This is a genomic window from Acinetobacter genomosp. 33YU (assembly GCF_001990725.1).
GTDB lineage: Bacteria > Pseudomonadota > Gammaproteobacteria > Pseudomonadales > Moraxellaceae > Acinetobacter > Acinetobacter seifertii.
On sequence record NZ_LFZQ01000011.1, the window covers coordinates 99,191 to 121,771 of the forward strand.

Consider the following 22,581-nt stretch of genomic DNA (forward strand, 5'->3'; position numbering starts at 1 on the left):
GTTCTCGTCTTCTTACGAAGCTTCAACCGCTTCTCAGGATAAAGCGTTGCTTGTTTATCCTCTTCCACTCGAGCACAGCTCTCGCCTTCTTACGAAGCTTCAACCGCTTCTCAGGATAAAGCGTTGCTTTACTTATCCTCGCTCAGGTTTGACCATCCACTCGCGACCTTTGAGCATGCCTTGCCAGTAAATCGGTGGCAAAATCTGTTCTTTAAGTAACCAAGCCAAACGAGATGGCTTTTGTCCATCAATCACCCATTTTGGAAAACTAGGAAGCAATTTACCGCCGTAACCAAACTCGGCTAGAACGATTTTTCCACGCTCTACTGTGAGTGGACATGAGCCATACCCATTGTATTCACAGAAGTTTTGTTCACCCTTGAGCTGCGTTATCACATTCACAGCGACGATCGGAGCTTGTGCGCGTGCAGCAGCAGCCGTTTTGGCATTAGGCGCATTCATCACATCACCTAAAGCGAAAATATTGGCATGCTGTGTGTGTTGTAAAGTTTGAGGATTCACACTCACCCAGCCTGCGTCATCAGTGAGTGTGCTAGCACGAATAAAATCTGGGGCTTGTTGGGGTGGAACAACATGCAACATATCGAAATCGGTCTCGACTAATGCTGCATTTTCCTCATTCACTACCTTAAACCATGCTTTTTTTGCAGGCCCATCTACTTTGACCAGTTGATGATTAAAATGAAGTTCAGAGCCATATTTTTCGACGTATTGCATGAGTGCAGGCACATATTCTTTCACGCCAAATAAAACACCGCCGGTGTTATAAAAATGTATAGAGATATCTTTTAGTTTGCCTTGCTTTAACCAGTAGTCAGCTGAAAGATACATTGCTTTTTGAGGAGCACCAGCACATTTAATCGGCATAGGCGGTTGAGTAAAGATTGCCTTTCCACCGTTTAGCTGTTGCACCAGCTCCCAGGTATACGGCGCTAGATCATAACGATAGTTAGACGTTACCCCATTTTTACCTAAGGTTTCGACTAAACCTTCAATGCCATGCCAGTTGAGTTTTAAACCAGGACAAACGACTAAGGCTTTATATTGAATGGGCTGACATCCTTCCAAAATAACCTGATTATGCTCAGGGTCGAATCCAGCAACCGCGGCTTTCATCCATTTTACTTTTGAAGGAATCACACTTGCCATTGAGCGTGCAGTGACGTGCGGTTTAAAAATACCACCACCCACCATAGTCCAGCCCGGTTGATAATAATGAGTGTCTGCCGGATCAATAATGACAATATCCAAATGAGGTTCACGAGACAGTAAACTTGATGCTACAGAAATTCCAGCTGCGCCTGCTCCCACAATTACAACGCTATAGCAAGGAACTGAGCTTGGTTCATGATCTCTTTTTAAAATACGTGGAACTAGGCCTTTTAAGTTAAAACCAAGTTTATTACCAGATTCAACTAACAGTGCTGCATCTTTTGGAGCAACTTCGGCCAAAGCCCATAAACTGATTGCACGCATACCAGAACGGCAATACGCTAAAACAGGTTTTTGGGCATTCTTATAAAGCTGTTTAAACTCGGCAACTTGTTGATCGGTAATTTTGCCACTGCTAACAGGTTGATAAATTACCTTTAGGCCATGTCGCTGAGCTGCTTCTTCAATTTCAATCACATTGGGTTGGTCTGCACCTTCTCCATCCGGGCGGTTACATATCAGAGTCTTTACTCCCTGATCTGCAATTTTTGCGACATCATCAGCGGTGATTTGAGCAGCAACATAAAATTCTTGATTAACTCGTTTAATTTCCATATTGCCACCTTATGATTGTGAAATTGAGCCGCAGGCCTGATTAGCAGGAAGTGCTTTATCGATCTGCTTTGGATATGGAAGATTTAAATTATTCATTAATTTAATAAAATCTTCACGCGAACGATTCTGGCCTAAACGTGAGTTATTTAAACGTTCATTGCCAATGGTTGAAGATAAACGACCTTTATAATCGTGTCCCGGATACACAATAGTGTCGTCAGGCAAGCTAAATAGTTGCTTATGAATACTGTCATATAGTGTGCCTGCATTTCCCTGCTGGAAGTCAGTTCGACCGCAACCATCAATTAATAATGCATCACCAGTGAAAACCATGTTTTCAACTAGATAACTCGTACAAGCATTGGTATGACCTGGTGTATAACGTGCTTCAATACTAAGTTTGCCTAGTTTCAGCGTACAACCATCTGTAATAAGAATATCTCCACAACTTACATCTGAATTTCTATGTAAAACCGATTTACAATGAAAACGTTCACGCAGTAAATTTGCAGCAGTAATATGATCTGCATGAACATGTGTATCTAAGGTATAGATGAGCGTAAATTGATGCTTTTCTAATTCTTTTGCATAGATTTCTATATCTGATGCAACTGGGTCAATTAAAACAGCCTCTCGTGTTTCTTCACATCCAAGCATATATGTATAAGTCGAACTTTCTTGTTCAAAAAATTGCTTAAAGAACATGATTTATACCCCGATAATTTATTTCTATCCTATATTTTGCAAATACAATGCCAATTATTTTTATTTAAATAATAAGTTTAAAAATCATATAGTTAATTGAAAATTTAAAATTAGAATCAGAATATAAACTTTTCTTGATGTTTCTGTGAAACTCAAGTATGTTTCAATGAAACGATTGTGAAACATATGAAATGGCAAAGCTAAATTTTGAGTCTGAACAAGATTTTTATATTTTATTTGAGCAACTTAAGGCTTTATTCCCAAATGCGAGTCTGTTTTTAGCAGACACAACGACTCACGCAATTCACTATAAATTTAACACAGATGACATTTCTGTTGAGAGCATGGCAGCGCTTACTCAAGATCATCACAATCAATATCTCGAAATTAATACTCCTAAAGTTAGAAAGCGATTTATCTATCAAGAACATGATATTTATATTACCGAGCATCGGATTATTGGGAAGCTACATATTTTACAGCCGATAAGCAATGAAAATGACATTACAGAACCGTTAGAAATAACAGAGCAATTGAAAGACTTAGCCAAAGTTTTTAATAGCTGCTCACCAGAAATGGCTCGTATGTTTTCGATTATTCAAAGAGTAGCTATTACTGAATTTCCAGTGCTTGTCCGCGGTGAATCTGGGAGTGGTAAAGAATTGGTAGCAAAAGCCATTCACGATTATAGCCAGCGCAAAAACAAAATTTTTGTAGCGATTAACTGTGCTGCTCTCAATGCCAATATTTTAGAAAGTGAGCTGTTTGGACATGTTAAAGGTGCTTTCACAGGAGCAATTCGTGACCATAAAGGCGTGTTTGAACGTGCCGCTGGTGGAACACTGTTTCTGGATGAAATTGCCGAAATTCCTTTAGAGCTTCAAGCTAAATTATTACGAGTGTTAGAAACAGGTGAATTTACACCTGTAGGTGGTGAAAAACCGATTCAAGCCAATGTCCGAATTATTACTGCAACACATAAAGCTTTACGCGAAGAAGCTAAAGCCGGACGGTTCCGTCATGATTTACTCTACCGTTTACGCGTAATTCCAATTTTTATACCACCACTCAGAGAACGAAAAGTCGATATTCCACTCATTGTCGATCAGATTTTAAAAGAAAGCTCAACTCAACTCGACACCATGCCTCGTCACGTCAATCAAAAAGCCATGCAAGTTCTTTTAAATTATGACTGGCCGGGAAATGTTCGCGAGCTTAAAAACACCCTACTTTATGCATTAACGATGGCAAATGGTAAGGATGAGATTGAAGTTGAAGACTTACCAAATGAACTTTTAAATGCTGACGATTACGTTAAATTGCCTGAGACAAATACCGAGCTTAGTCCAGAAAATGTACAAGCTGCTTTAGAAAAATATGACCATAACCTGAATATGGTTGCTAATATTTTTGGTATTAGCCGTACAACGCTTTGGCGATATAGACAAAAACATAAGCTTTAGCTAGGTATTTGTTAGATCTAAGGCGTATCATATTGCAGTTGGTTAGTTCCATTAAATTCAAAGGCTTTCTATGATTGTTCGCGATAAAAGCAACGTTTTTAAACTCTTATTTGCATGGAAAGGAACTGTTCTACCCAAGGTCTTGCCAGCATTGAGTTTTGTTGTATTTATTTCAGCATGTGTAGTTTGGCTTTCTTATTATCATTGGATTCAAATTCCTACTGTACCCGCAATTGGATTTACAATCTTTGGTGTGATACTTTCCATTTGTACGGGTTTTAGAAATAACGCCTGTTATGACCGTTGGTGGGAAGGCCGCAAACTTTGGGGTGCTTTAATTGCCAATGCCAGACATATTGTTAGAGACAGCCATGTTCTATCTAATGAACAACGTGAACATTTAATTCATCAGGTCTTAATTTTTAGTAATTTACTACGTGATCGACTGCGCCAGCAAACCGCTGAGCCGACCAAATTTCTTGAACATGCTTATTTAAATAACTCTTCACTCGATTATTTAAATGATCATATTAATGCACCGCAGTTTGTACTCGAAAACATTCAAAAAGATTTAGTTAAAATACTAAAAGACGGCGAAATTAGTGACATTATCTATAGCACGCTAAATCGACATATTATTGAGTTAGGCAATATTCAAGCGGGTTGTGACCGTATTGCGGGGACACCTTTACCCTACTCTTATTCTGTACTTTTACATCGCGCTGTTTATTGTTTCTGTTTCATATTACCGTTTAGCCTTGAAGCAGCTTTAGGCATTTGGACACCGCTTATTGTTGGCTTAATCGCTTATATGTTTTTAGGGCTAGATGCTTTAAGTGCTCAAATTGAAGAACCTTTTGGGTTACAAGAAAATGATTTACCGCTCGATTCTATTGTACGTTTGATTGAACGTGAGTCTCTAAGCTCTTTAGGACAGCCATTACCTCCTATTATTGAAGCCAAGAACAACAATTTACTTTAATAAAAAAGAGCGATGATTCGCTCTTTTTTACATGTTTAAGTTTCTATTTAGGGTTGTACAATAATCTTAACTGCCGACTCATTGTTATGAATTAAGGTTTCAAAACCTTGTGAAATCAAATCATCCAGTTGAATACGCTGCGTAATAAAAGGTTCAAGATTTATTTTACCTTCTTCAACCAGTTTGATCGTCTCCTGATGGTCATTTACATAGGCAATTGTGCCTCGTACATCAAGCTCTTTCATTACCACACTATGCACATTAATTGATGCTGGATGGCTCCAAATCGAAACTATGACAATCACACCAGTTGGTTTCACTGCTGCGACCAAAGTATCTAATACCTTGTTAACGCTACTACATTCAAATGCGACATCGACACCATCGCCATTGGTAATTTTCATAACCTCAGAAACAACATCAACTTCAGATGGGTCTAAAATATAATCTGCGACTCCCGACTCTTTGGCTTTTTCTTTACGTTTGGCACTTAGCTCAGTAATGATGACCTTAAGACCTTTCGCTTTTAAAATTGCCGAAAGCAATAAACCAATTGGCCCAGCACCGCCAACCAGTGCAATATCACCAGCCTTTGCACCACTACGCACGAAAGCATGGTGACCCACCGATAACGGTTCAATTAAGGCTGCCTGATCCAGTGGAATTTTATTGGAAATTGGGTGTACCCAACGGCGTTTAACTGCAATTTTTTCCGATAAACCACCACCACGACCACCTAAACCAATAAAGTTCATATTTTTGGAAAGATGATAATTATCGCCCGGTCCAGTCGGTACATCATCGGCCACAATATAAGGCTCTACCACCACATGCTGACCAATTTCAATGTCATCAACACCTTCACCTACAGCATAGACCACACCTGAAAATTCATGTCCCATAGTAATCGGCGCAGATTCGCCTGAAATAGGATGCGGATGTCCGCACGGTGGAATAAAAATTGGCCCTTCCATAAATTCGTGCAAATCTGTACCACAGATTCCACACCAAGCTACCTTAATGCCTACAGTGCCGGGAGTGACTTCTGGTTCAGGGATATCTTCAATGCGAATATCACCTCTGCCATAAAAACGCGCTGCTTTCATTATTATCTCCCTCAAATCAGGATGTTGTTTTAGCGATAGACTATTCCACCGTCCGTTAAAATGGATTGACCCGTAATATAGTCCGAATCTTCACTTGCCAGAAAAGCAACTAATGCAGCTACATCATCTGGTGTTTGGGCTCTACCTAAGGCAATGCCTTCCACATATTTTTTATAAGTTTCACCGATTGCTGCACCGGTAATTTCAGCAAAACGTTTATCGATTTCAACCCACATGTCTGTTCCGACAATTCCGGGACAATATCCATTTACCGTAATACCATGACTGGCATATTCTTTTGCCGCAGCTTGGGTAAGTGCTCGTACTGCAAATTTGGTTGCTGAGTAAATACCGAGTAAAGCAAAACCATCATGGCCTGCAATTGAACAGGCATTAATGATTTTACCTTTATGTTGGCGTTGCTTAAATTTTGCAGCAGCAGCCTGTATTCCCCACAGTACGCCACCAATATTGATATTGACTATTTTTTGAAATTCATCCGGTGTGATATCAGCAATCGCCTGAACCTGTGCAATTCCAGCATTATTAATCATGACATCAAACCCGCCAAGTGTCTGCTCAGCATGATTTATAGCGGCGTATACTTGCTCGCGATCACTGACATCGGCAATAAATGTGCTCGCATTTACACCTAAAGCCTGAATTTCCTGCTGCACATCGTTCAGTCGATCTTGTTTCATATCAACTAATGCAATATGTGCCCCTTCTTGCGCCAAGCGCAGGGCAATCCCACGGCCAATGCCTTGAGCTGCCCCCGTCACTAAAACGACTTTATTTTTTAATCCCTTAACCATGTTCAACTCCTGTGAATGTAGAATTTCTACATATGAATCGCTCGTTGCATTGAAGCCAGAATAGATTCATGCATGGCTTCTGATAATGTTGGATGCGGGAAAATCACTTGAGCTAAACTTTCATCAGTTGCTTCTAGGTATTTGGCAATAGCAAATCCTTGGATATGTTCGGTTACTTCATGGCCTACCATATGTGCACCAAGCAGTTCGCCCGTTTCTGAATGAATAATAGTTTTCACAAAACCTGACGCATCTCCAATTGCCAAAGCTTTACCATTTGCAGTTAAAGAAAACTTGCCGATTCGTACAGGTAAATTCTGAGCTTTTGCTGCATTTTCCGTTAAACCAATACTCGCCACTTGTGGATGAGTAAAAATACAACCCGGAATCTGGCTACGATCGAGTGAATGTACGTTTGCTACACCAGCAATTTTCTCGACACATATCATGGCTTCATGGCTTGCTTTATGGGCAAGACAAGGTGCTCCAGCCACGTCACCAATCGCATAAAGCCCTGCTACATTGGTTTTACAATAGTCATCAATTGCCACAAAACCTTGTGGATTCAGTTCTACACCTAAACGTTCTAGTCCTAACCCTGTGGTATTCGGCTGTACACCAATTGCCGAAAGCACACGGTCAAAAACAAGCGTTTGAACATCATTTGCCGTTTCAATTACACAGTGGACTTGATCATTTTCAATTTGAATACTTTGAACAACAGCATCGGTTAAGACTTTCATGCCTTTTTGTTCAAATTGCTTTCTAACAAATTGAGCAACTTCAGCATCTTCAGTTGGTAAAATCTGCTTGGCTAAATCAATAAGCGTGACCTGACAACCCAAGTCTTGATAAAGGCTCGCAAACTCACTACCAATTGCACCTGAACCTACAACCAGTAAACTTTTCGGTAACTGCTCTGGAACAAGAGCCTCTTTATAGCTCCAGACATAGGTTCCATCGACAGGAAGCTGAGGAACATGTCGAGCTTTAGCTCCAGTTGCCAAAATAATATGCGGTGCACTCAAAGCCTGACTTTTACCTTGTGCATCGGTCACTTCAATTTTTTCTTTAGCCGTAAGCTGAGCACGGCCATTAAATACAGTCACCTGATTCTTTTTCAGTAAGTAATCGATGCCTTGTACTAACTGAGCTGACACTTGTCGGCTATGCTGCACAAGCTTTTGAATATCAAAATCGAGTTGAGATATCTGAAAACCAAATTGTCCAGCATGTTTAAACTGGTTTGCAAGCTCTGCCCCTGCAAGCAAAGCTTTAGTTGGAATACAGCCCCAATTTAGACAAATTCCACCTAAATGTTGCTCTTCTACAATTGCGGTTTTTAACCCGAGCTGGGCTGCACGAATTGCAGCCACATACCCACCCGGTCCCGCGCCAATCACAATTAAATCAAATTGAGCTTCTGACATGCGGGTTCTCCTACACCAAAATTAAAGCAGGGTTTTCAACAAACTGCTTAAAGCTGGCCAAGAATTTCGCCCCAAGTGCGCCATCAATAACTCGGTGATCGCAAGACAACGTTGCTGTGACAATTTCACGAACCACTACATTGCCATTTTCAACAACAGCGCGAGATTCAGAAGCGCCTAATGCCATAATTGCACCTTGCGGTGGGTTAATAATGGCATCGAACTGTTTAATGCCTAACATTCCTAAATTTGAAATGCTAAAGCTACCGCCCTGAAACTCATCAGGTTGTAACTTGCCAGTCTTAGCACGGGTTGCCAAATCACGCATGTCATCGGAAATCTGTGCTAACGACTTCTGATTTGCAGCTTTTACAATCGGTGTAATTAAACCGTTTGGAATCGCTACAGCCACCGAAATATCCGCTTGAGAGAACTGTAAAATTGATTGAGTTGCCTCATCAAATTGAACATTCACCTCAGGTACTTTAATCAGCGCCGCTGCTGCTGCCTTAATGAGCATGTCATTAATAGAAAGTTTCACTTGTGGAACAGTCTCATTAATCTGCTTACGTAAATTTTGCAAAGCTTCTACGTTTAGATCGACCACTAAGCGAAAATGTGGTGCATTACGTTTTGCAGCCTGTAGCCGTGAAGCAATCGCCTTACGCATCCCATTCATCGCTACAGTAGTAACGGTCGATTGTTGTTGAACAGCACATTGAGTAGATTGTTCATTTACCGATGCAGGGTTATTACGATAGTAAACCGCTTCAACATCTTCTTTACAGACCCGACCACGAGTACCTGAAACACGGCAGTCATTTAGATTGATGCCCCATTGCTTTGCTAAACGGCGTGCTACAGGTGTCGCTAAAACTTGGCTATCATCGGCAGTAGATTTAACCACTTTAGCTTGAGTTTGCTGCTTAACATCAGGCCACTGACCACCAGCAGCTTGTACAGCCTTCTGGATGTCTTGAACACTAATACGTCCTTCACGACCACAACCTGTGACTTTTGCCAAGTTTACATTGTGCTTTTCTGCAAGCTTTAACGCATGTGGTGTTGCAAACAAATCATCAGATGTTTGATAGCCTTGTAATGGCTCTGGTACAGCGTAGTCACCTTTAGCAGCCTTTACTGGAGCTGAAGCACTTGCAGCTACAGACTGTGGTTGTTCTGTTTTTTCAACAACAGGTGCAGATGTTTCCGCCTTACTTTGTTCCGAAGGAGCTTCAGGGGCCTTAGCTGCTGAACTACCTAGCGATGCAATAAACTTTTCAATTTCTGCATCAGAAACTTCACTATCAGCACATACGGCAATAAGACCACCAACAGGTAAAGTATCACCATCTTTCGCTAAAATTTTACGGAGCGTTCCAGCAAAAGGCGCTTCTAACACATTGACGATTTTTGTGGTTTCAATTTCACAAATTTCATCGCCCTTATTAAAGCTATCACCCTCTTTAATCAACCATTGGGCAATCGTGCCTTCTTCCATGGATAATCCCCATTTTGGGATCTCCAGTGTTTTAATTTCGCTCATCCTAAGCCTCCAATGTTTTTCGTACAGCTTGCTCAATACGCTCTACACTTGGAATCCATTCTTTTTCTAAAACTGGAGAGAATGGAACAGGCGTATGTGGTGGCGTTACGAGTTCAACAGGTGCTTTCAAATAGTGGAAACCTTTTTGGGCGATTAGTGCAGCCACATCATGACCAAAACCACAGCGTGCTGCCGATTCATCCACAATGACCACGCGTCCAGTTGATGCAACAGACTCTAAAATTCCTTCTTCATCCAGAGGTGAAATTGTGCGAGGGTCTACCACTTCAACCGAAATACCATCTTTTGCCAGTTTGTCCGCTACTTCATTGGCACGGTGTACCATCAGACCTAAAGCAATAATGGTCACGTCTGTCCCTTCACGGGTGTAATTTGCTACACCAAAAGGAATGGTGTAGGCATCATCTGGAACTTCACCTTTAATGTCATAGAGCATTTTATGCTCACAGAACACCACAGGGTCATCATCACGAATAGCCTGAATTAATAGTCCTTTCACATCATATGGGCTAGATGGAACCACAACTTTCAAGCCCGGAACCGCGGCAAATACATTATATGGCGACTGAGAATGCTGAGCTGCCGCAGAAAAACCTGCGCCAATCATGCCACGTACAACCATTGGCGCCTTTGCTTTTCCACCGAACATATAACGGAATTTAGCGGCTTGGTTATAAAGCATGTCATGACAGACGCCATAGAAATCCATAAACATTAAGTCAGCAACAGGACGTAAACCTGTTGCAGCTGCACCAGCGGCCATACCAATAATTGCAGACTCGGTAATTGGCGTATCAATCACACGTTCCGAACCAAATTCTGTCCATAAACCTTTGGTTACACCCAATACACCACCGAAACCTTCCAACTGGTTGTCTTCAGTGTTTTTACCGCCGTGTCCACCGCGAACATCTTCACCAACAACAAATACGGTTGGGTCGCGGCGCATTTCTGATTCAATGGCTTCTTTAATTGCATTACGAAAACTTTTATTTGGCATCTTTACTATTCCTTTAGTAAGAGACATAGACGTCGGTAAGGAGTTGTTCTGGTTTTGGATATGCCGCAGCACGAGCTTTTGCAACGGCATCATCAACATTTGCCTTAGAAGATGCATCAATCTCGTCTAGTTTGGCTTCATCAATTTTGCCTTTGACTTTTTCGCGGAAAATTTTCAAAGGATCTTTGTTTTCTTTAATAAACTCGACTTCTTCCTTAGAACGAATCAAGCCAGGGTCACCTTCGAAATGGCCATAAAAACGGTTTGTAATGGTTTCAATCACACTCGGACCTTCACCACGGCGTGCACGTTCAATGGCAGTTTGAGCGGCTTCATAGACAGCAAAGAAGTCTGTACCATCAACTTTAACCGCAGGTAAACCAAAACCTGCTGCACGACCAGCTATGTCCTTACTTCCTACTGCATAATCATGCCCTGTTCCCTCACCAAAGCCGTTATTTTCGAAAACGAAAATCACTGGAAGTTTAAGAACGACAGCCATGTTCATCGCTTCAAAAGTAAGACCTTGGTTTGAGCCACCGTCACCTGTAAAAGACAGTCCGACACCACCAGTCTTTAAAGTTTTCGCTGTCAAAGCTGCACCAATTGCTAAAGGAGGCCCACCACCCACAATCCCATTGGCACCGAGCATACCTTTGTCTAAATCGGCAATATGCATAGAACCGCCTTTTCCACGGCAGAGTCCGTCATCTTTACCAAAAATTTCCAGCATCATGGCGTGAATGTCACAGCCTTTTGCAATACAGTGTCCATGTCCACGGTGTGTTGAAGTGATATAGTCTTTGTCGGTTAAGTTTTCGCAAATCCCAACTGCAACAGCTTCTTCTCCGCTATATAAATGAATAAAACCAGGAATATCACCATTGGTATTTTCTTCGTGAAGTCGATCCTCAAATTCACGAATATCACGCATGCGTTTGTATGCTGCGAGTAATTGCTCTTCCGTTAATTGCATATCCTTTTCCTTTATTATCTTGATTATTGAAAATCAACCAAGTTTCAGCGAGAGATATATATTTCGCTATAAATAATAAAGCTCAATTTAATTTAATATGCTATTAGACTAAAAATTTTAAAATAATATTTTTAACTATTAATTTTTATTTTTCACAAACTTACAATGCAAAAATAAAATTAAAAAATTTTAATTCATTTCATCAACTTATAAAACAAACCTTTAACCAACCTTTGTTAATTTATAATATTTGCTGTGTACTGTGTGTATTAATAAATTCATTTTTTATTATTTTATAAATTAAGATTCTATTATACACAACCTAATTTAAAATGAATTCAATATAAAATGGAGTTTTATATATGAACTTAAAAAGGCAAATAGAGGCAGGTATTAAATTAAGAGGAATAGATAAAGTTTCTCGTATTCCGATTAAGATTTTACCTACCGAAGAATTACCTAAAAAACCAGAATGGATTCGAGCAAAAATAACGGATTTCGAAGAAATTCAACGTATCAAAAATCTGCTGCGCCAACAAAAGTTGCATAGCGTTTGCGAAGAAGCGGCATGTCCAAATCTACCTGAGTGTTTTGGTGGCGGTACGGCAACATTTATGATTATGGGCGATATTTGTACAAGACGATGCCCTTTCTGCGATGTAGCTCATGGTCGTCCAATGCCTTTAGATGAAAATGAACCTAAGCATCTGGCAGAAACGGTCGCCAACCTAAACTTAAAGTATGTCGTGATTACCTCTGTAGACCGCGATGATCTACACGATGGTGGCGCAGCACATTTTGTAAAATGCATTGAAGAAATCAGAAACCGTTGTCCAGACACGCTGATTGAAATTTTAGTCCCTGACTTTCGTGGTCGTTTAGAAACTGCACTTTCGACATTAAGTTTATCGCCACCCGATGTGTTTAATCATAATATTGAGACAGTACCGCGTTTATATAGAGCGATGCGCCCTGGTTCGGACTATCAGCATTCGTTAAATTTATTAAAACGTTTTAAGAAATACTGTCCAGATATTAAAACTAAATGCGGTCTGATGGTTGGATTAGGAGAAATTGAGGCTGAGGTACTTGCTCTACTCAATGATTTAAAAGATCACGATGTAGATTTAATCACTATTGGACAATATCTACAGCCCTCAAAGTCACATGCCCCTATTCATCGTTTTGTCCATTTAAAAGAGTTTGAAAGATACACTCAGCATGGAAAACGTTTAGGCTTTAAAAATATTTGGAGTGCACCAATGGTACGTTCTAGCTATTTTGCCGATCGGCAATACTTTGGTGAACCTGCACCGAAGCCATTTTCAAAAGAAGATGTTTTGTCTTAGCGCAATCCGAAATAACAAAACTTATCCAATTGGCTAATGGTCAAACCCATTAAAACTATTTAAGGTAAATGAAATAAGAGGAAATTGTCACAATAATAAAGTTAAACCTGTTGAGCGGCTAAGGATACGCCATTTCAACGATAAAGGAATTTCGATATGGATATGTCAAAACAACTATTATTGCCTTCTACAGATAACCTTCCGTCTTTCTTTAGAACGGAAATAACCTCTGAAACAGCCTATTCAGTGAAAAAGCCGTCACTCGATTTAGATGCGGCCCCTATATTTGATCTTGATCAGGAATGGCAACATTCCTTATTTGGTCGTTCAATCCAAGAGTGCCATAGAAATTTGATGCATATTGCTGAAGATGCGGATATGGCAATTGGCGTGACAGATCCTCACGGTACTTTACTCTGGACATGGAGTAGTACACCTATGCGTTCATCTGCTGAACAAGTCCACTTTGTTGAAGGTGGGCAATGGTCTACTCAAGCGGTTGGTCAAAATGCGATTGGTCTTGCCCTCAATACACATTCAGCAAGCTGTGTTTATTCACACGAAAACCAGATGAACAGCGTTAGAGACTGGGTATGTTATGCAGCCCCAATCACCGATGCAAACACAGGCCAGTTTTATGGCATTATGAACTTATCAACTAAGTATCAAAAGCACAATTCACTTGGAATTTTAGCGGTTGAACGATGTGCAGATATTGTAAAACAAGCCATTCAACTTCATCAAAAAAACATTTTATATATTAAGGCTCTAGGCACACCTAAAGTTCAATACAATCAACATGGCTTAACACTCACGCAGCGCCAAATCGAAATATTATGTATTCTTGCCTTGTGTCCAGAAGGTATAAACTTAGAAGAACTGCACTACGCTTTATATGGCGACCGCCCAGTGAGTACAACCACACTAAAATCTGAACTCTCTCAACTTCGGAACTTAATTCCAGATGTTATCGAGTCACGGCCATATAGACTCAACTGTGAAATTCAATGTGACTTTCTTATGGCTGAGCAGGCGTTAAACTTAGGGTTTACTGCAACCACTTTAACACTCTACAAAGGTAGTTTTTTAGCCAAATCAGAAAGCCCATTCTTATGCGCTTGGAGAGATTGTTTTGATGCTCGATTGAGCCATGTGATTTATCAAATTGATGATATAGATCAACTATTACGGGTAGTCAGTCGTGTGCCTGATCGAGTTGATGCTGTTGAACGCTTACTTGAATTATTACCTGAGGATACACCTTATAGAGTAAAGCTTTTAAAATTGCTTGAATAAAATAAAAGGGAGAATATTGTATAAATATTCTCCCTTTTCAAGATCAGCTTAAGCAGAAGCTTTAAGCTGTATCCTATAGCAATCATCTAAAGCCAGCTCGTAATAACGCAATCCTTCTTCAGCAGCATGAAATGCTTTTTGCTGCCAATCGGGTCGGTCATTCGACAAACGTTTAATCAACTCCATGGCTTCATAAGGATGTAAATCATCATAATGCGCATGGGCACGTAACCAAGCTAAAGAGCGCTTATCAATCGTGACTTCAGGGTGATCTGTATAAGCATGAATACCTTTATAGACTTGAATAGACCAGTCACCTGTCGCCCATTCAATTGCTAAGTTGGTAGCAGCTAAACATTCAGCTAAATTACCACGATGACTCATATTCCATAGAAAATGGTTCACCGCATTCATTGCAGCCGGTGGTCTCACGCTATCAAGCTGTTCTATAGTTAATCCAAAACCTTTAGCCCAATCACGATACCACCGCAAATGGCGTTCTTCGACTTTAATATTTTGAATTAACCAGTCTCGTGCTTCCGTTACACCGGGTTCAGCAAAAGCAGTCGCTTTAGCTAATGCACCAGCCATATATGATGGAAAGTGCGCTACTAATGGATAGAAATTAAGTAATGCATAACGGAAACTCTCTAGGCTCAATCCCCCATTGGCCATTTCAGTAAAAAACGGATGTTTACTGACTCGCTCCTTAACTGGTAAAAGATCATCCCAAAATCGCTGAGACCATTCATTATGCGCTGTAATTTCTAAATTCATTCCATATTGATTTAAAGCAGTCATTGCTAATTTTCCTATTTATATGACAGCAATCATCTGTACTTCACGGCTATAAGTCTATCCGAAAATGATAAAGATACAATCTTTAATCGACCATTTGTCATTTTTTCTCAAAGGTTTGGGGTCTTTAGATAATTGTGACGCTAATCATTGAAATGTCGTGATTTTTATCACAATTAGAGACTATAAAAATCATTACTTTTTTAAAAAATCTGTATTATTATTTTTAAATAATCCACACATTATATAACCAATACTTTTAGATGGAACTTTAATAAACCAAGTCTCATTTTATGCCAACTTCCAATATAGAGAGCATTAATTATGAAGTTGCAAGGTTCCAATATATTGGGACAGGAACAAATAGATTTATTAACCACACGCGGATTAAATTTCCTCAGGTTTCCAAAGCAACTTGAAACGATTTATCGTTTTCAATATCAAGAAGGTGCGGCCTATGAGTTTCGCTATAGAGCACCTATTATTTTAATATTATATTTATTTTTAAGCTTTGGTATATACCAAGTTTTACCGACTGAACAAGTTTTATCCTGGTTAAACTATTATTCTTGGGTGGGTATAATAGTTTTAATTGCATGGATTTTATCATTTATTAAAAAATTAAATCAGTGGTTTGATTATTATGTCGGAATTGGCTCTGCTTCCGCCGTTGCTATCACCTTTATTTTAATTAACGTTTTAGAAAATGGCCAAGATAATGTTCTTTTTCATGCAGCGATGATGTATGCAATTGTGATTATCTACGGTGCTGTAGGTATGCGCTTTTATACTGCCATTATTGCCGGATGGGTTGGTGGTTTTGTTGGTATTTTAGTCAGTACTTATGTAAAAGGTGACATTGATTGGACCTTTTTAAACCGTACATATACGTTTAGTAGTTTCTTAGGGATGACCCTTGCTTACGCAACAGACCGTCAACACCGAGAAAACTATTTACAAAACTGTATGATTGAGCTCAACCGTATTGAACTTATGCAACAAGCGCAGCAGCTATCTTTGCTTTCACAACAAGATGCTTTAACTGGGCTTGCTAACCGACGTTATCTTGATGAAACACTAGATAATGAATGGCGACGTGCACTACGCCATGAGACATCACTTACTATTATGATGGTTGATATCGACTTTTTTAAGTCATATAACGACACCTTGGGTCATCTTAAGGGTGATCAGTGTTTAAGAGATATTGCTACTGCAATTTCATCTATCGCCGCTCGTAGTGGAGATTTGGTTGCTCGTTATGGTGGTGAAGAGTTTTTACTTCTTTTCCCTATGACAACCCCACAACAGGCTCAAATTCAAGTTGAAAGATTAATGAACGCAATTAAAAAAATTGCCATTGTTCATCCATGTAGCAGTGTTTCACCGTATGTAACCATTAGTGTGGGTGTCGCAACGACTGTGCCGCGTTTAAATGATTCAATTTCTGCTTTTGTTAGCCGTGCTGATCATGCACTCTATCAAGCAAAAACAAATGGTCGTAATCAATATCAAATTGCTGTAAATGAAGAACAAATTGTAAACTTAACTTAGTTATTTATAAGTCTATATAATTAAAAAAATTGCTATCAATAAATAAAAAGCCACATACTTTAAATTATGTGGCTTTTCTTAATTCAACCAGAGCTATACCTAAGGTTCAATTGGAGCAAATGGAGGAACAACATCTGCATTTTGAGCACGATGGCGTAGGAAATGATCCATTAAAACAATAGCCAGCATTGCTTCCGCAATTGGAGTTGCTCGAACGCCGACGCACGGATCATGACGGCCTTTAGTTAATACATCAGTATCTTCACGATTTAAATTAATCGTTTTCCCCGGAGTTGTGATACTTGCTGTTGGTTTTAGGGCAATCGCTACACGAATGGTTTGACCACTTGAAATACCACCCAAAATTCCACCAGCATGATTTGCTAAGAAGCCATGACTCGTCAATTCGTCACGTGTTTCATGACCAAACTGTCCAGCAACTGCAAAACCATCACCAATTTCCACACCTTTCACCGCATTAATACTCATCATTGCATGTGCAATGTCAGCATCTAAACGGTCAAAAACAGGCTCGCCCCAACCCACAGGAACTTTCTCAGCTAAAATTTCTAGTTTAGAGCCACAGCTTGTGCCTTGTTCACGTAAAGAAGTAACCAATGCTTCAAAGCGAGAAACCGCATCTACATCACCACAGAAAAATGGATTATTTGGAACTTCATTCCAATCTAGTTTCTCGGTAACTTCATTACCAATTTGAGTGACGTGACCACGAATCAAGACACCAAATTTTTCTGCTAAATATTTCTTCGCAATAGCGCCTGCTGCAACACGCATAGCAGTTTCACGAGCACTTGAACGACCGCCACCACGATAATCACGGAAACCATACTTTTGTGTATAGGTATAATCCGCATGACCCGGTCTAAAGGTTTGCGCAATATTTCCATAATCTTTCGATTTTTGGTCAGTATTACGAATGAGTAAACCAATTGGAGTACCTGTGGTTTTCCCTTCAAATACACCTGAAATAATTTCAACCTGATCAGGTTCTTTACGTTGAGTTGCAAATTTCGATGTACCAGGTTTACGGCGATCCAAGTCTATTTGCAGATCTTCTTCAGTCAATGCAAGGCCCGGTGGCACGCCATCAACAATTGCCATTAAGCCAACACCATGTGATTCACCACATGTAGTTACACGAAAGAGTTGTCCAATAGTGTTCCCTGCCATGCGTACAACTCCTTAAGATTGTTCTGCAAATAATTTTCTATAACGACGACACTGTTCAGCAGTCAAAGCAAAAATACCTGAACCGCCTTTTTGGAAAGTAAGCCAGTTGAAATCAATCGTATTGAAGTTCTGACGCATTGCCCATTCAGAGTTACCCACTTCAATGACAATTAAACCATCTTCTGTCAAATAATCTGCTGCTTGAGCAAGCATTTTACGAACTAAGTCTAAACCATCTTGACCCGCTGCCAATGCAAGTTCAGGCTCATGTAAAAACTCTTCTGGTAGGTCAGCCATATCTTCGGCATCAACATATGGCGGGTTACTTACAATTAAATCGTACTGATTTTCAGCTGGAATCTTGGCGAATAAATCAGATTCAAGTAACGCAACTTGATATTGCTTATTGTGGTGTTCAACATTAATTGAGGCTACTTCTAAAGCTTCTTTAGAAATATCTGTTGCATCCACTTCAGCATCTGGATAAGCATAAGCTAAAGCCACAGCAATACAACCAGAACCTGTACACATGTCTAAAATACGTTGCGGAGTCTTAGGTTTGGTATTTTCTGGTAAGTTGTTGAGCGCTTCACGCATTTGACCATTTTCATCTAAGCAATATGGTGCAAAACGTTGCTCAATTAACTCTGCAATTGGTGACCGAGGAATAAGTACGCGTTCATCAACATAAAATGGCTTATTGAAGAAGTAAGCTAAATTTAATAAATAAGAAGTTGGAATACGGTCATTAATACGACGCTCCAGCAAGCTTAAGAATTCTGCTTTTTCACTTGGTAAAAGTTTAGCATCTAGAATTTCTGCATCTGCTGACCATTCAAGAGATAAGGTTTGTAAAACTAATGCAGAGCTTTCTGCAAAATAATCTTCAGTACCTTGTCCTAAATGTGCATCATGTTGACGTAATGCTGATACCCCAAAACGAATAAAGTCTCGAATTGTTGATAAATTTTCAGCAGCTTCCTGTAAATGTTCAGGGCTAATCGTCGGTCGCTCCACTTAGGCGTCTCCAAAGGCAAATTTTGCAAAGTGACTATTCTACTGAGTGAGACAAAGCAACGCAACGCTTTGCCTTGTGAACCAGTGTTTTACAACCCAATCTATATAAATCACGGCTTTAAATTAGAATACTTTGTTTTAATTAAGAAATAATGAACTTTATAAGTAGCGCAATATGTAGTCTCTGAAACAAAAAAGCGGCCTTTAAATATTGACCGCTTATGAACTCTAGTTGGCTTAAAGCTTAAGCTTTTCTGCAACATAATCGGAGTCTTTATCTCCTCGTCCAGAAAGATTCACCACTATCATGGTTTCTTTCGGCAGCTTTGGCGCTTCACGAATTGCCCATGCAACAGCGTGTGAGCTTTCAAGCGCTGGAACAATTCCTTCTACACGAGAAAGTGTCATAAAAGCATCTAAACATTCTTCGTCGGTTGCAGTACTATATTCAACACGACCTAAATCTTTTAAGAAACTATGTTGTGGCCCAACACCCGGATAGTCTAGTCCTGAAGCAATAGAATGCACTGGTAAAGGTTCACCAGCCTCATTTTCAAGCACATAACACGCCATACCATGAATTTGGCTTGGTTTACCTAAAGTTAAGGTTGCCGAGTGCATATTGGTGTCTAACCCATGTCCAGCTGGTTCAACCCCAACGAGTTTTACATCCGAATCATTTAAAAATGCTGTAAACGCACCGATAGCATTTGAACCGCCACCAACACATGCCACCACATAATCTGGATTTTTACCAAAGCGATGGTGCGTTTGATCTTTAATTTCATTACCAATAATAGATTGAAAATCTCGAACCATTTTAGGAAATGGATGTGGTCCAACCACAGAACCAATGGCATAAATAAAGTTTTTAGGGTCTTTTAAATATTCTTCAAATGCGCTATCTACCGCATCTTTTAAGGTTGCTGTACCACGTGTAACTGCCACCAAATGTGCACCCAAAATTTTCATTTTGACAACATTTGGATGTTCCTTTTCAATATCAACTTGGCCCATGTGAATTTCACACGGAATACCCACTAAAGCACACGCTGTTGCCAAAGCAACTCCATGTTGACCTGCTCCAGTTTCAGCAATGACTTTCTTTTTGCCCATATATTTAGCAAGTAAAGCTTCACCTAAGCAGTGATTAATTTTGTGGGCACCCGTATGATTTAAGTCTTCACGCTTTAAATAAATTTGTGCGCCGCCTAGCTGTTCTGAAAGACGTTTTGCATAAAATAAAGGACTAGGACGACCTACATAATTCGTAAAGAGGTCTGATAGTTCATTTTGAAATTCAGCTGTATGGCGAATTTCTTCATAAGCAACATTAATTTCATCCATTGCTTCTTTTAAATGTGGAGGAATAAATTGCCCTCCATACTCACCAAAAAATCCTTGTTCATTCGGTAAAGCAATACCATTAATTTGATGTTGCATATCATCCCTCTTTTTAAATTATTAAAGTTATCAAGTTTATCGAGAAAGGTAACGCGTTAAATCCTCAATGCCTTTTAGGGTCATTGGATACATATGGTTTTCAAAAATCTCTTTAATCCAACCAATTGTTTGTGTGTAATGCCAATACCCTTCTGTTTCAGGATTTAACCATGCTGTTTTATCAAAATGCTGACGTAGGCGGCGTAACCAAATTTCACCTGCCTCATCATTCATATATTCAACCGAGCCACCTACCGATTTCAGCTCATACGGTGCCATACTGGCATCACCTACCACAATTACACGATAGTCGCGTCCGTAAGTATGAAACAAATCCCATGTATTCATACGCGTAGCTGTTCTTCGGTAGTTATCTTTCCAAACATAGTCATAAAGACAATTATGGAAATAAAAGTATTCAAGTGTTTTGAATTCTGTTTTAGCTGCGCTGAATAACTTTTCACATTGGGCAATATGAGCATCCATTGAACCGCCCACATCAAACAACATCAATACTTTGATTCGGTTACGGCGCTCTGGCACCATCTGAACATCCAAGATACCTTGCTTAGCTGTTTCCCGAATTGTTCCGTCAACATCTAGCTCTTCAGCAGCACCTTGACGAGCAAATTTGCGTAAACGTCGTAAAGCAATTTGCATCTGACGAGTTCCAAGAACTTGGTCGTCATCTAGGTTTTGGTATTTACGCTGTTCCCAGACTTTAACCGCCGAACGTTTACGCCCCGGCCCACCAATTCTGACGCCTTCTGGATGGTCACCAAAAGCGCCAAAAGGTGATGTTCCACCTGTGCCAACCATACGGTTACCACCTTGGTGTTTTTTATGCTGTTCGCGTAAGCGTTCCTCTAGCATTCTCATCAGTTCTTCTAAAGAACCTGCTTTTTGAAGCTCAGCTCTTTGCTCTGGTGTTAAATGCTTTTCGAGAAGTTCTAAATCGAACCAGTCTTTTGGTAATTTATGGACTTGCTTGAGTAATTCATCGATATCAAAGGTTTCTATGCCATCAAAGTAATCTTTCATGGCACGGTCAAACTTATCAAAAAAGCGTTCATCTTTAACTAAAATGGTTTTAGCAAGCTGATAGAACTCTTCCTGATCGGCAAAAACTAAACCTTCACTTACTGCACGGTTTAAGTCAATGAGCTCACGTGTAGTAACTGGAACACCGTATTTACGTAAGGTGTAAAATAACCGCACAAACATGGGTTATTCCCTCCTTTAACGTCGTGACATGAAAGCCAAACGTTCAAGCAGTTGCACATCTTGCTCGTTTTTAATGAGTGCGCCATACAAAGGTGGAATCGCTTTTGATGTATCTCTATTACGTAATACATCTTCAGGCATATCATCTGCCATAAGCAGACTCAACCAATCAATTAATTCTGAAGTAGATGGTGGTTTCTTCAAGTTAGGAATTTCACGGAGTTTGAAGAAAACTTGAAGTGCTTCATTTACTAAGGTTGCAGAGATACTTGGGAAATGTACCGAGATAATTTCACGCATAGTTGCTTCGTCTGGAAACTCAATGTAGTGGAAGAAGCAACGACGCAGGAACGCATCTGGTAATTCTTTTTCATTATTTGAAGTAATAATTACGATTGGACGTTGAGTAGCCGTAATCGTTTCGCCTGTTTCATAAACATAAAAAGACATCTTATCAAGTTCATGTAACAAGTCATTTGGAAACTCGATGTCTGCTTTATCAATTTCATCAATTAAAAGCACACAACGCTCTTCACTGGTGAAAGCTTCCCACAGTTTACCGGGCTTAATATAGTTCTTAATATCGTAAACACGATCATCACCGAGTTGACTATCACGCAAGCGGGACACAGCATCGTATTCATATAAGCCTTGCTGTGCTTTAGTCGTTGACTTGATGTGCCAAGTGATGAGTTTTAAACCTAGACTTTCTGCAACTTGCTCAGCAAGTAAAGTTTTACCTGTACCTGGCTCACCTTTAACCAATAAAGGCTTTTGCAAAGCACGAGCTGCTTTTACAGCAAGTTTAAGACTATCAGTCGCGATATATTGATCTGTACCGGTAAAATGTTGGGTATCAGCAGACATGTAGAGACCT

The 22,581-nt window shown here is 39.9% G+C and carries 19 protein-coding genes; 5 read left to right on the forward strand and 14 right to left on the reverse strand.

Annotated elements, in window-relative coordinates; translation table 11 throughout:
* Window positions 1-132: 132 nt before the first annotated feature.
* A complete protein-coding gene (locus AC056_RS13995) occupies window positions 133-1,788 on the reverse strand; it encodes a bifunctional protein tyrosine phosphatase family protein/NAD(P)/FAD-dependent oxidoreductase (protein ID WP_019459087.1) in 1,656 nt (551 codons plus the stop codon).
* Between the two features lie 9 nt (window positions 1,789-1,797).
* On the reverse strand, window positions 1,798-2,493 hold the full coding sequence (locus AC056_RS14005) for an MBL fold metallo-hydrolase (RefSeq protein WP_077163960.1): 696 nt from the start codon (window positions 2,491-2,493) through the stop codon (window positions 1,798-1,800).
* A 191-nt stretch (window positions 2,494-2,684) separates the two neighbouring features.
* Here AC056_RS14005 and AC056_RS14010 point away from each other — a divergent pair, with 191 nt between their 5' ends.
* Together AC056_RS14010 and AC056_RS14015 are read left to right on the forward strand one after the other, a co-directional pair.
* Entirely contained in the window at window positions 2,685-3,956 is a 1,272-nt protein-coding gene (locus AC056_RS14010; protein WP_077163961.1) for a sigma-54 interaction domain-containing protein, read from the forward strand.
* Window positions 3,957-4,026: 70 nt separating this feature from the next.
* Entirely contained in the window at window positions 4,027-4,938 is a 912-nt protein-coding gene (locus AC056_RS14015) for a bestrophin family protein (protein WP_039251268.1), read from the forward strand.
* 47 nt (window positions 4,939-4,985) lie between these two features.
* On the opposite strand, the gene AC056_RS14020 is transcribed toward AC056_RS14015, so the two are convergent.
* Genes AC056_RS14020 through AC056_RS14045 form a run of 6 tightly spaced genes read right to left on the reverse strand, consistent with a single transcriptional unit; the run spans window position 4,986 to window position 11,832 of the window.
* Complete coding sequence (locus AC056_RS14020; RefSeq protein WP_077163962.1) at window positions 4,986-6,044, reverse strand: 2,3-butanediol dehydrogenase; 1,059 nt, start codon at window positions 6,042-6,044, stop codon at window positions 4,986-4,988.
* A gap of 29 nt (window positions 6,045-6,073) precedes the next feature.
* Window positions 6,074-6,859 (reverse strand): acetoin reductase, encoded by a 786-nt coding sequence (locus AC056_RS14025; protein WP_077163963.1) that lies wholly within the window; start codon window positions 6,857-6,859, stop codon window positions 6,074-6,076.
* 26 nt (window positions 6,860-6,885) lie between these two features.
* The gene (gene lpdA / locus AC056_RS14030; protein WP_077163964.1) at window positions 6,886-8,289 is read right to left on the reverse strand and encodes a dihydrolipoyl dehydrogenase; all 1,404 of its coding nucleotides are present in this window, start codon (window positions 8,287-8,289) and stop codon (window positions 6,886-6,888) included.
* A 10-nt stretch (window positions 8,290-8,299) separates the two neighbouring features.
* Complete coding sequence (locus AC056_RS14035) at window positions 8,300-9,835, reverse strand: 2-oxo acid dehydrogenase subunit E2 (RefSeq protein ID WP_077163965.1); 1,536 nt, start codon at window positions 9,833-9,835, stop codon at window positions 8,300-8,302.
* Between the two features lies 1 nt (window position 9,836).
* Entirely contained in the window at window positions 9,837-10,856 is a 1,020-nt protein-coding gene (locus AC056_RS14040; RefSeq protein ID WP_077163966.1) for an alpha-ketoacid dehydrogenase subunit beta, read from the reverse strand.
* Between the two features lie 13 nt (window positions 10,857-10,869).
* Entirely contained in the window at window positions 10,870-11,832 is a 963-nt protein-coding gene (locus AC056_RS14045; protein ID WP_001177519.1) for a thiamine pyrophosphate-dependent dehydrogenase E1 component subunit alpha, read from the reverse strand.
* A gap of 362 nt (window positions 11,833-12,194) precedes the next feature.
* Between AC056_RS14045 and lipA the strand changes: the two genes are divergently transcribed.
* Window positions 12,195-13,181, forward strand: a complete 987-nt coding sequence (gene lipA / locus AC056_RS14050; protein ID WP_077163967.1) for a lipoyl synthase — start codon at window positions 12,195-12,197, stop codon at window positions 13,179-13,181.
* 156 nt (window positions 13,182-13,337) lie between these two features.
* On the forward strand, window positions 13,338-14,477 hold the full coding sequence (locus tag AC056_RS14055; protein WP_077163968.1) for a helix-turn-helix domain-containing protein: 1,140 nt from the start codon (window positions 13,338-13,340) through the stop codon (window positions 14,475-14,477).
* Window positions 14,478-14,525: 48 nt separating this feature from the next.
* Here AC056_RS14055 and AC056_RS14060 read toward each other — a convergent pair whose 3' ends face one another.
* Window positions 14,526-15,278: a TenA family transcriptional regulator gene (locus AC056_RS14060; RefSeq protein WP_019459076.1), complete on the reverse strand. Its 753-nt coding sequence runs from the start codon at window positions 15,276-15,278 to the stop codon at window positions 14,526-14,528.
* A gap of 321 nt (window positions 15,279-15,599) precedes the next feature.
* On the opposite strand from AC056_RS14060, the gene AC056_RS14065 reads away from it, so the two are divergent.
* Entirely contained in the window at window positions 15,600-16,829 is a 1,230-nt protein-coding gene (locus AC056_RS14065) for a GGDEF domain-containing protein (RefSeq protein WP_077163969.1), read from the forward strand.
* A 99-nt stretch (window positions 16,830-16,928) separates the two neighbouring features.
* Here the strand turns inward: AC056_RS14065 and aroC are convergent, their stop codons facing one another.
* From aroC to AC056_RS14090, 5 genes are all read right to left on the reverse strand, one after another.
* Entirely contained in the window at window positions 16,929-18,020 is a 1,092-nt protein-coding gene (gene aroC, locus AC056_RS14070) for a chorismate synthase (protein WP_077163970.1), read from the reverse strand.
* Window positions 18,021-18,032: 12 nt separating this feature from the next.
* The gene (prmB, locus tag AC056_RS14075; RefSeq protein WP_019459074.1) at window positions 18,033-19,037 is read right to left on the reverse strand and encodes a 50S ribosomal protein L3 N(5)-glutamine methyltransferase; all 1,005 of its coding nucleotides are present in this window, start codon (window positions 19,035-19,037) and stop codon (window positions 18,033-18,035) included.
* A gap of 237 nt (window positions 19,038-19,274) precedes the next feature.
* The gene (gene trpB, locus AC056_RS14080) at window positions 19,275-20,480 is read right to left on the reverse strand and encodes a tryptophan synthase subunit beta (protein WP_077163971.1); all 1,206 of its coding nucleotides are present in this window, start codon (window positions 20,478-20,480) and stop codon (window positions 19,275-19,277) included.
* Window positions 20,481-20,516: 36 nt separating this feature from the next.
* A complete protein-coding gene (locus tag AC056_RS14085; protein ID WP_077163972.1) occupies window positions 20,517-21,704 on the reverse strand; it encodes a vWA domain-containing protein in 1,188 nt (395 codons plus the stop codon).
* Window positions 21,705-21,719: 15 nt separating this feature from the next.
* On the reverse strand, window positions 21,720-22,571 hold the full coding sequence (locus AC056_RS14090; protein WP_004701808.1) for an AAA family ATPase: 852 nt from the start codon (window positions 22,569-22,571) through the stop codon (window positions 21,720-21,722).
* Between the last annotated feature and the right edge of the window lie 10 nt (window positions 22,572-22,581).

What these genes read in the sequence shown, in the direction of transcription:
- AC056_RS13995 (WP_019459087.1), bottom strand. Translation starts at nt 1,788, where the DNA reads ATGGAAATTAAACGAGTTAATCAAGAATTTTATGTTGCTGCTCAAATC.
- AC056_RS14005 (WP_077163960.1), bottom strand. Translation starts at nt 2,493, where the DNA reads ATGTTCTTTAAGCAATTTTTTGAACAAGAAAGTTCGACTTATACATAT.
- AC056_RS14010 (WP_077163961.1), top strand. Translation starts at nt 2,685, where the DNA reads ATGGCAAAGCTAAATTTTGAGTCTGAACAAGATTTTTATATTTTATTT.
- AC056_RS14015 (WP_039251268.1), top strand. Translation starts at nt 4,027, where the DNA reads ATGATTGTTCGCGATAAAAGCAACGTTTTTAAACTCTTATTTGCATGG.
- AC056_RS14020 (WP_077163962.1), bottom strand. Translation starts at nt 6,044, where the DNA reads ATGAAAGCAGCGCGTTTTTATGGCAGAGGTGATATTCGCATTGAAGAT.
- AC056_RS14025 (WP_077163963.1), bottom strand. Translation starts at nt 6,859, where the DNA reads ATGGTTAAGGGATTAAAAAATAAAGTCGTTTTAGTGACGGGGGCAGCT.
- lpdA (WP_077163964.1), bottom strand. Translation starts at nt 8,289, where the DNA reads ATGTCAGAAGCTCAATTTGATTTAATTGTGATTGGCGCGGGACCGGGT.
- AC056_RS14035 (WP_077163965.1), bottom strand. Translation starts at nt 9,835, where the DNA reads ATGAGCGAAATTAAAACACTGGAGATCCCAAAATGGGGATTATCCATG.
- AC056_RS14040 (WP_077163966.1), bottom strand. Translation starts at nt 10,856, where the DNA reads ATGCCAAATAAAAGTTTTCGTAATGCAATTAAAGAAGCCATTGAATCA.
- AC056_RS14045 (WP_001177519.1), bottom strand. Translation starts at nt 11,832, where the DNA reads ATGCAATTAACGGAAGAGCAATTACTCGCAGCATACAAACGCATGCGT.
- lipA (WP_077163967.1), top strand. Translation starts at nt 12,195, where the DNA reads ATGAACTTAAAAAGGCAAATAGAGGCAGGTATTAAATTAAGAGGAATA.
- AC056_RS14055 (WP_077163968.1), top strand. Translation starts at nt 13,338, where the DNA reads ATGGATATGTCAAAACAACTATTATTGCCTTCTACAGATAACCTTCCG.
- AC056_RS14060 (WP_019459076.1), bottom strand. Translation starts at nt 15,278, where the DNA reads ATGACTGCTTTAAATCAATATGGAATGAATTTAGAAATTACAGCGCAT.
- AC056_RS14065 (WP_077163969.1), top strand. Translation starts at nt 15,600, where the DNA reads ATGAAGTTGCAAGGTTCCAATATATTGGGACAGGAACAAATAGATTTA.
- aroC (WP_077163970.1), bottom strand. Translation starts at nt 18,020, where the DNA reads ATGGCAGGGAACACTATTGGACAACTCTTTCGTGTAACTACATGTGGT.
- trpB (WP_077163971.1), bottom strand. Translation starts at nt 20,480, where the DNA reads ATGCAACATCAAATTAATGGTATTGCTTTACCGAATGAACAAGGATTT.
- AC056_RS14085 (WP_077163972.1), bottom strand. Translation starts at nt 21,704, where the DNA reads ATGTTTGTGCGGTTATTTTACACCTTACGTAAATACGGTGTTCCAGTT.
- AC056_RS14090 (WP_004701808.1), bottom strand. Translation starts at nt 22,571, where the DNA reads ATGTCTGCTGATACCCAACATTTTACCGGTACAGATCAATATATCGCG.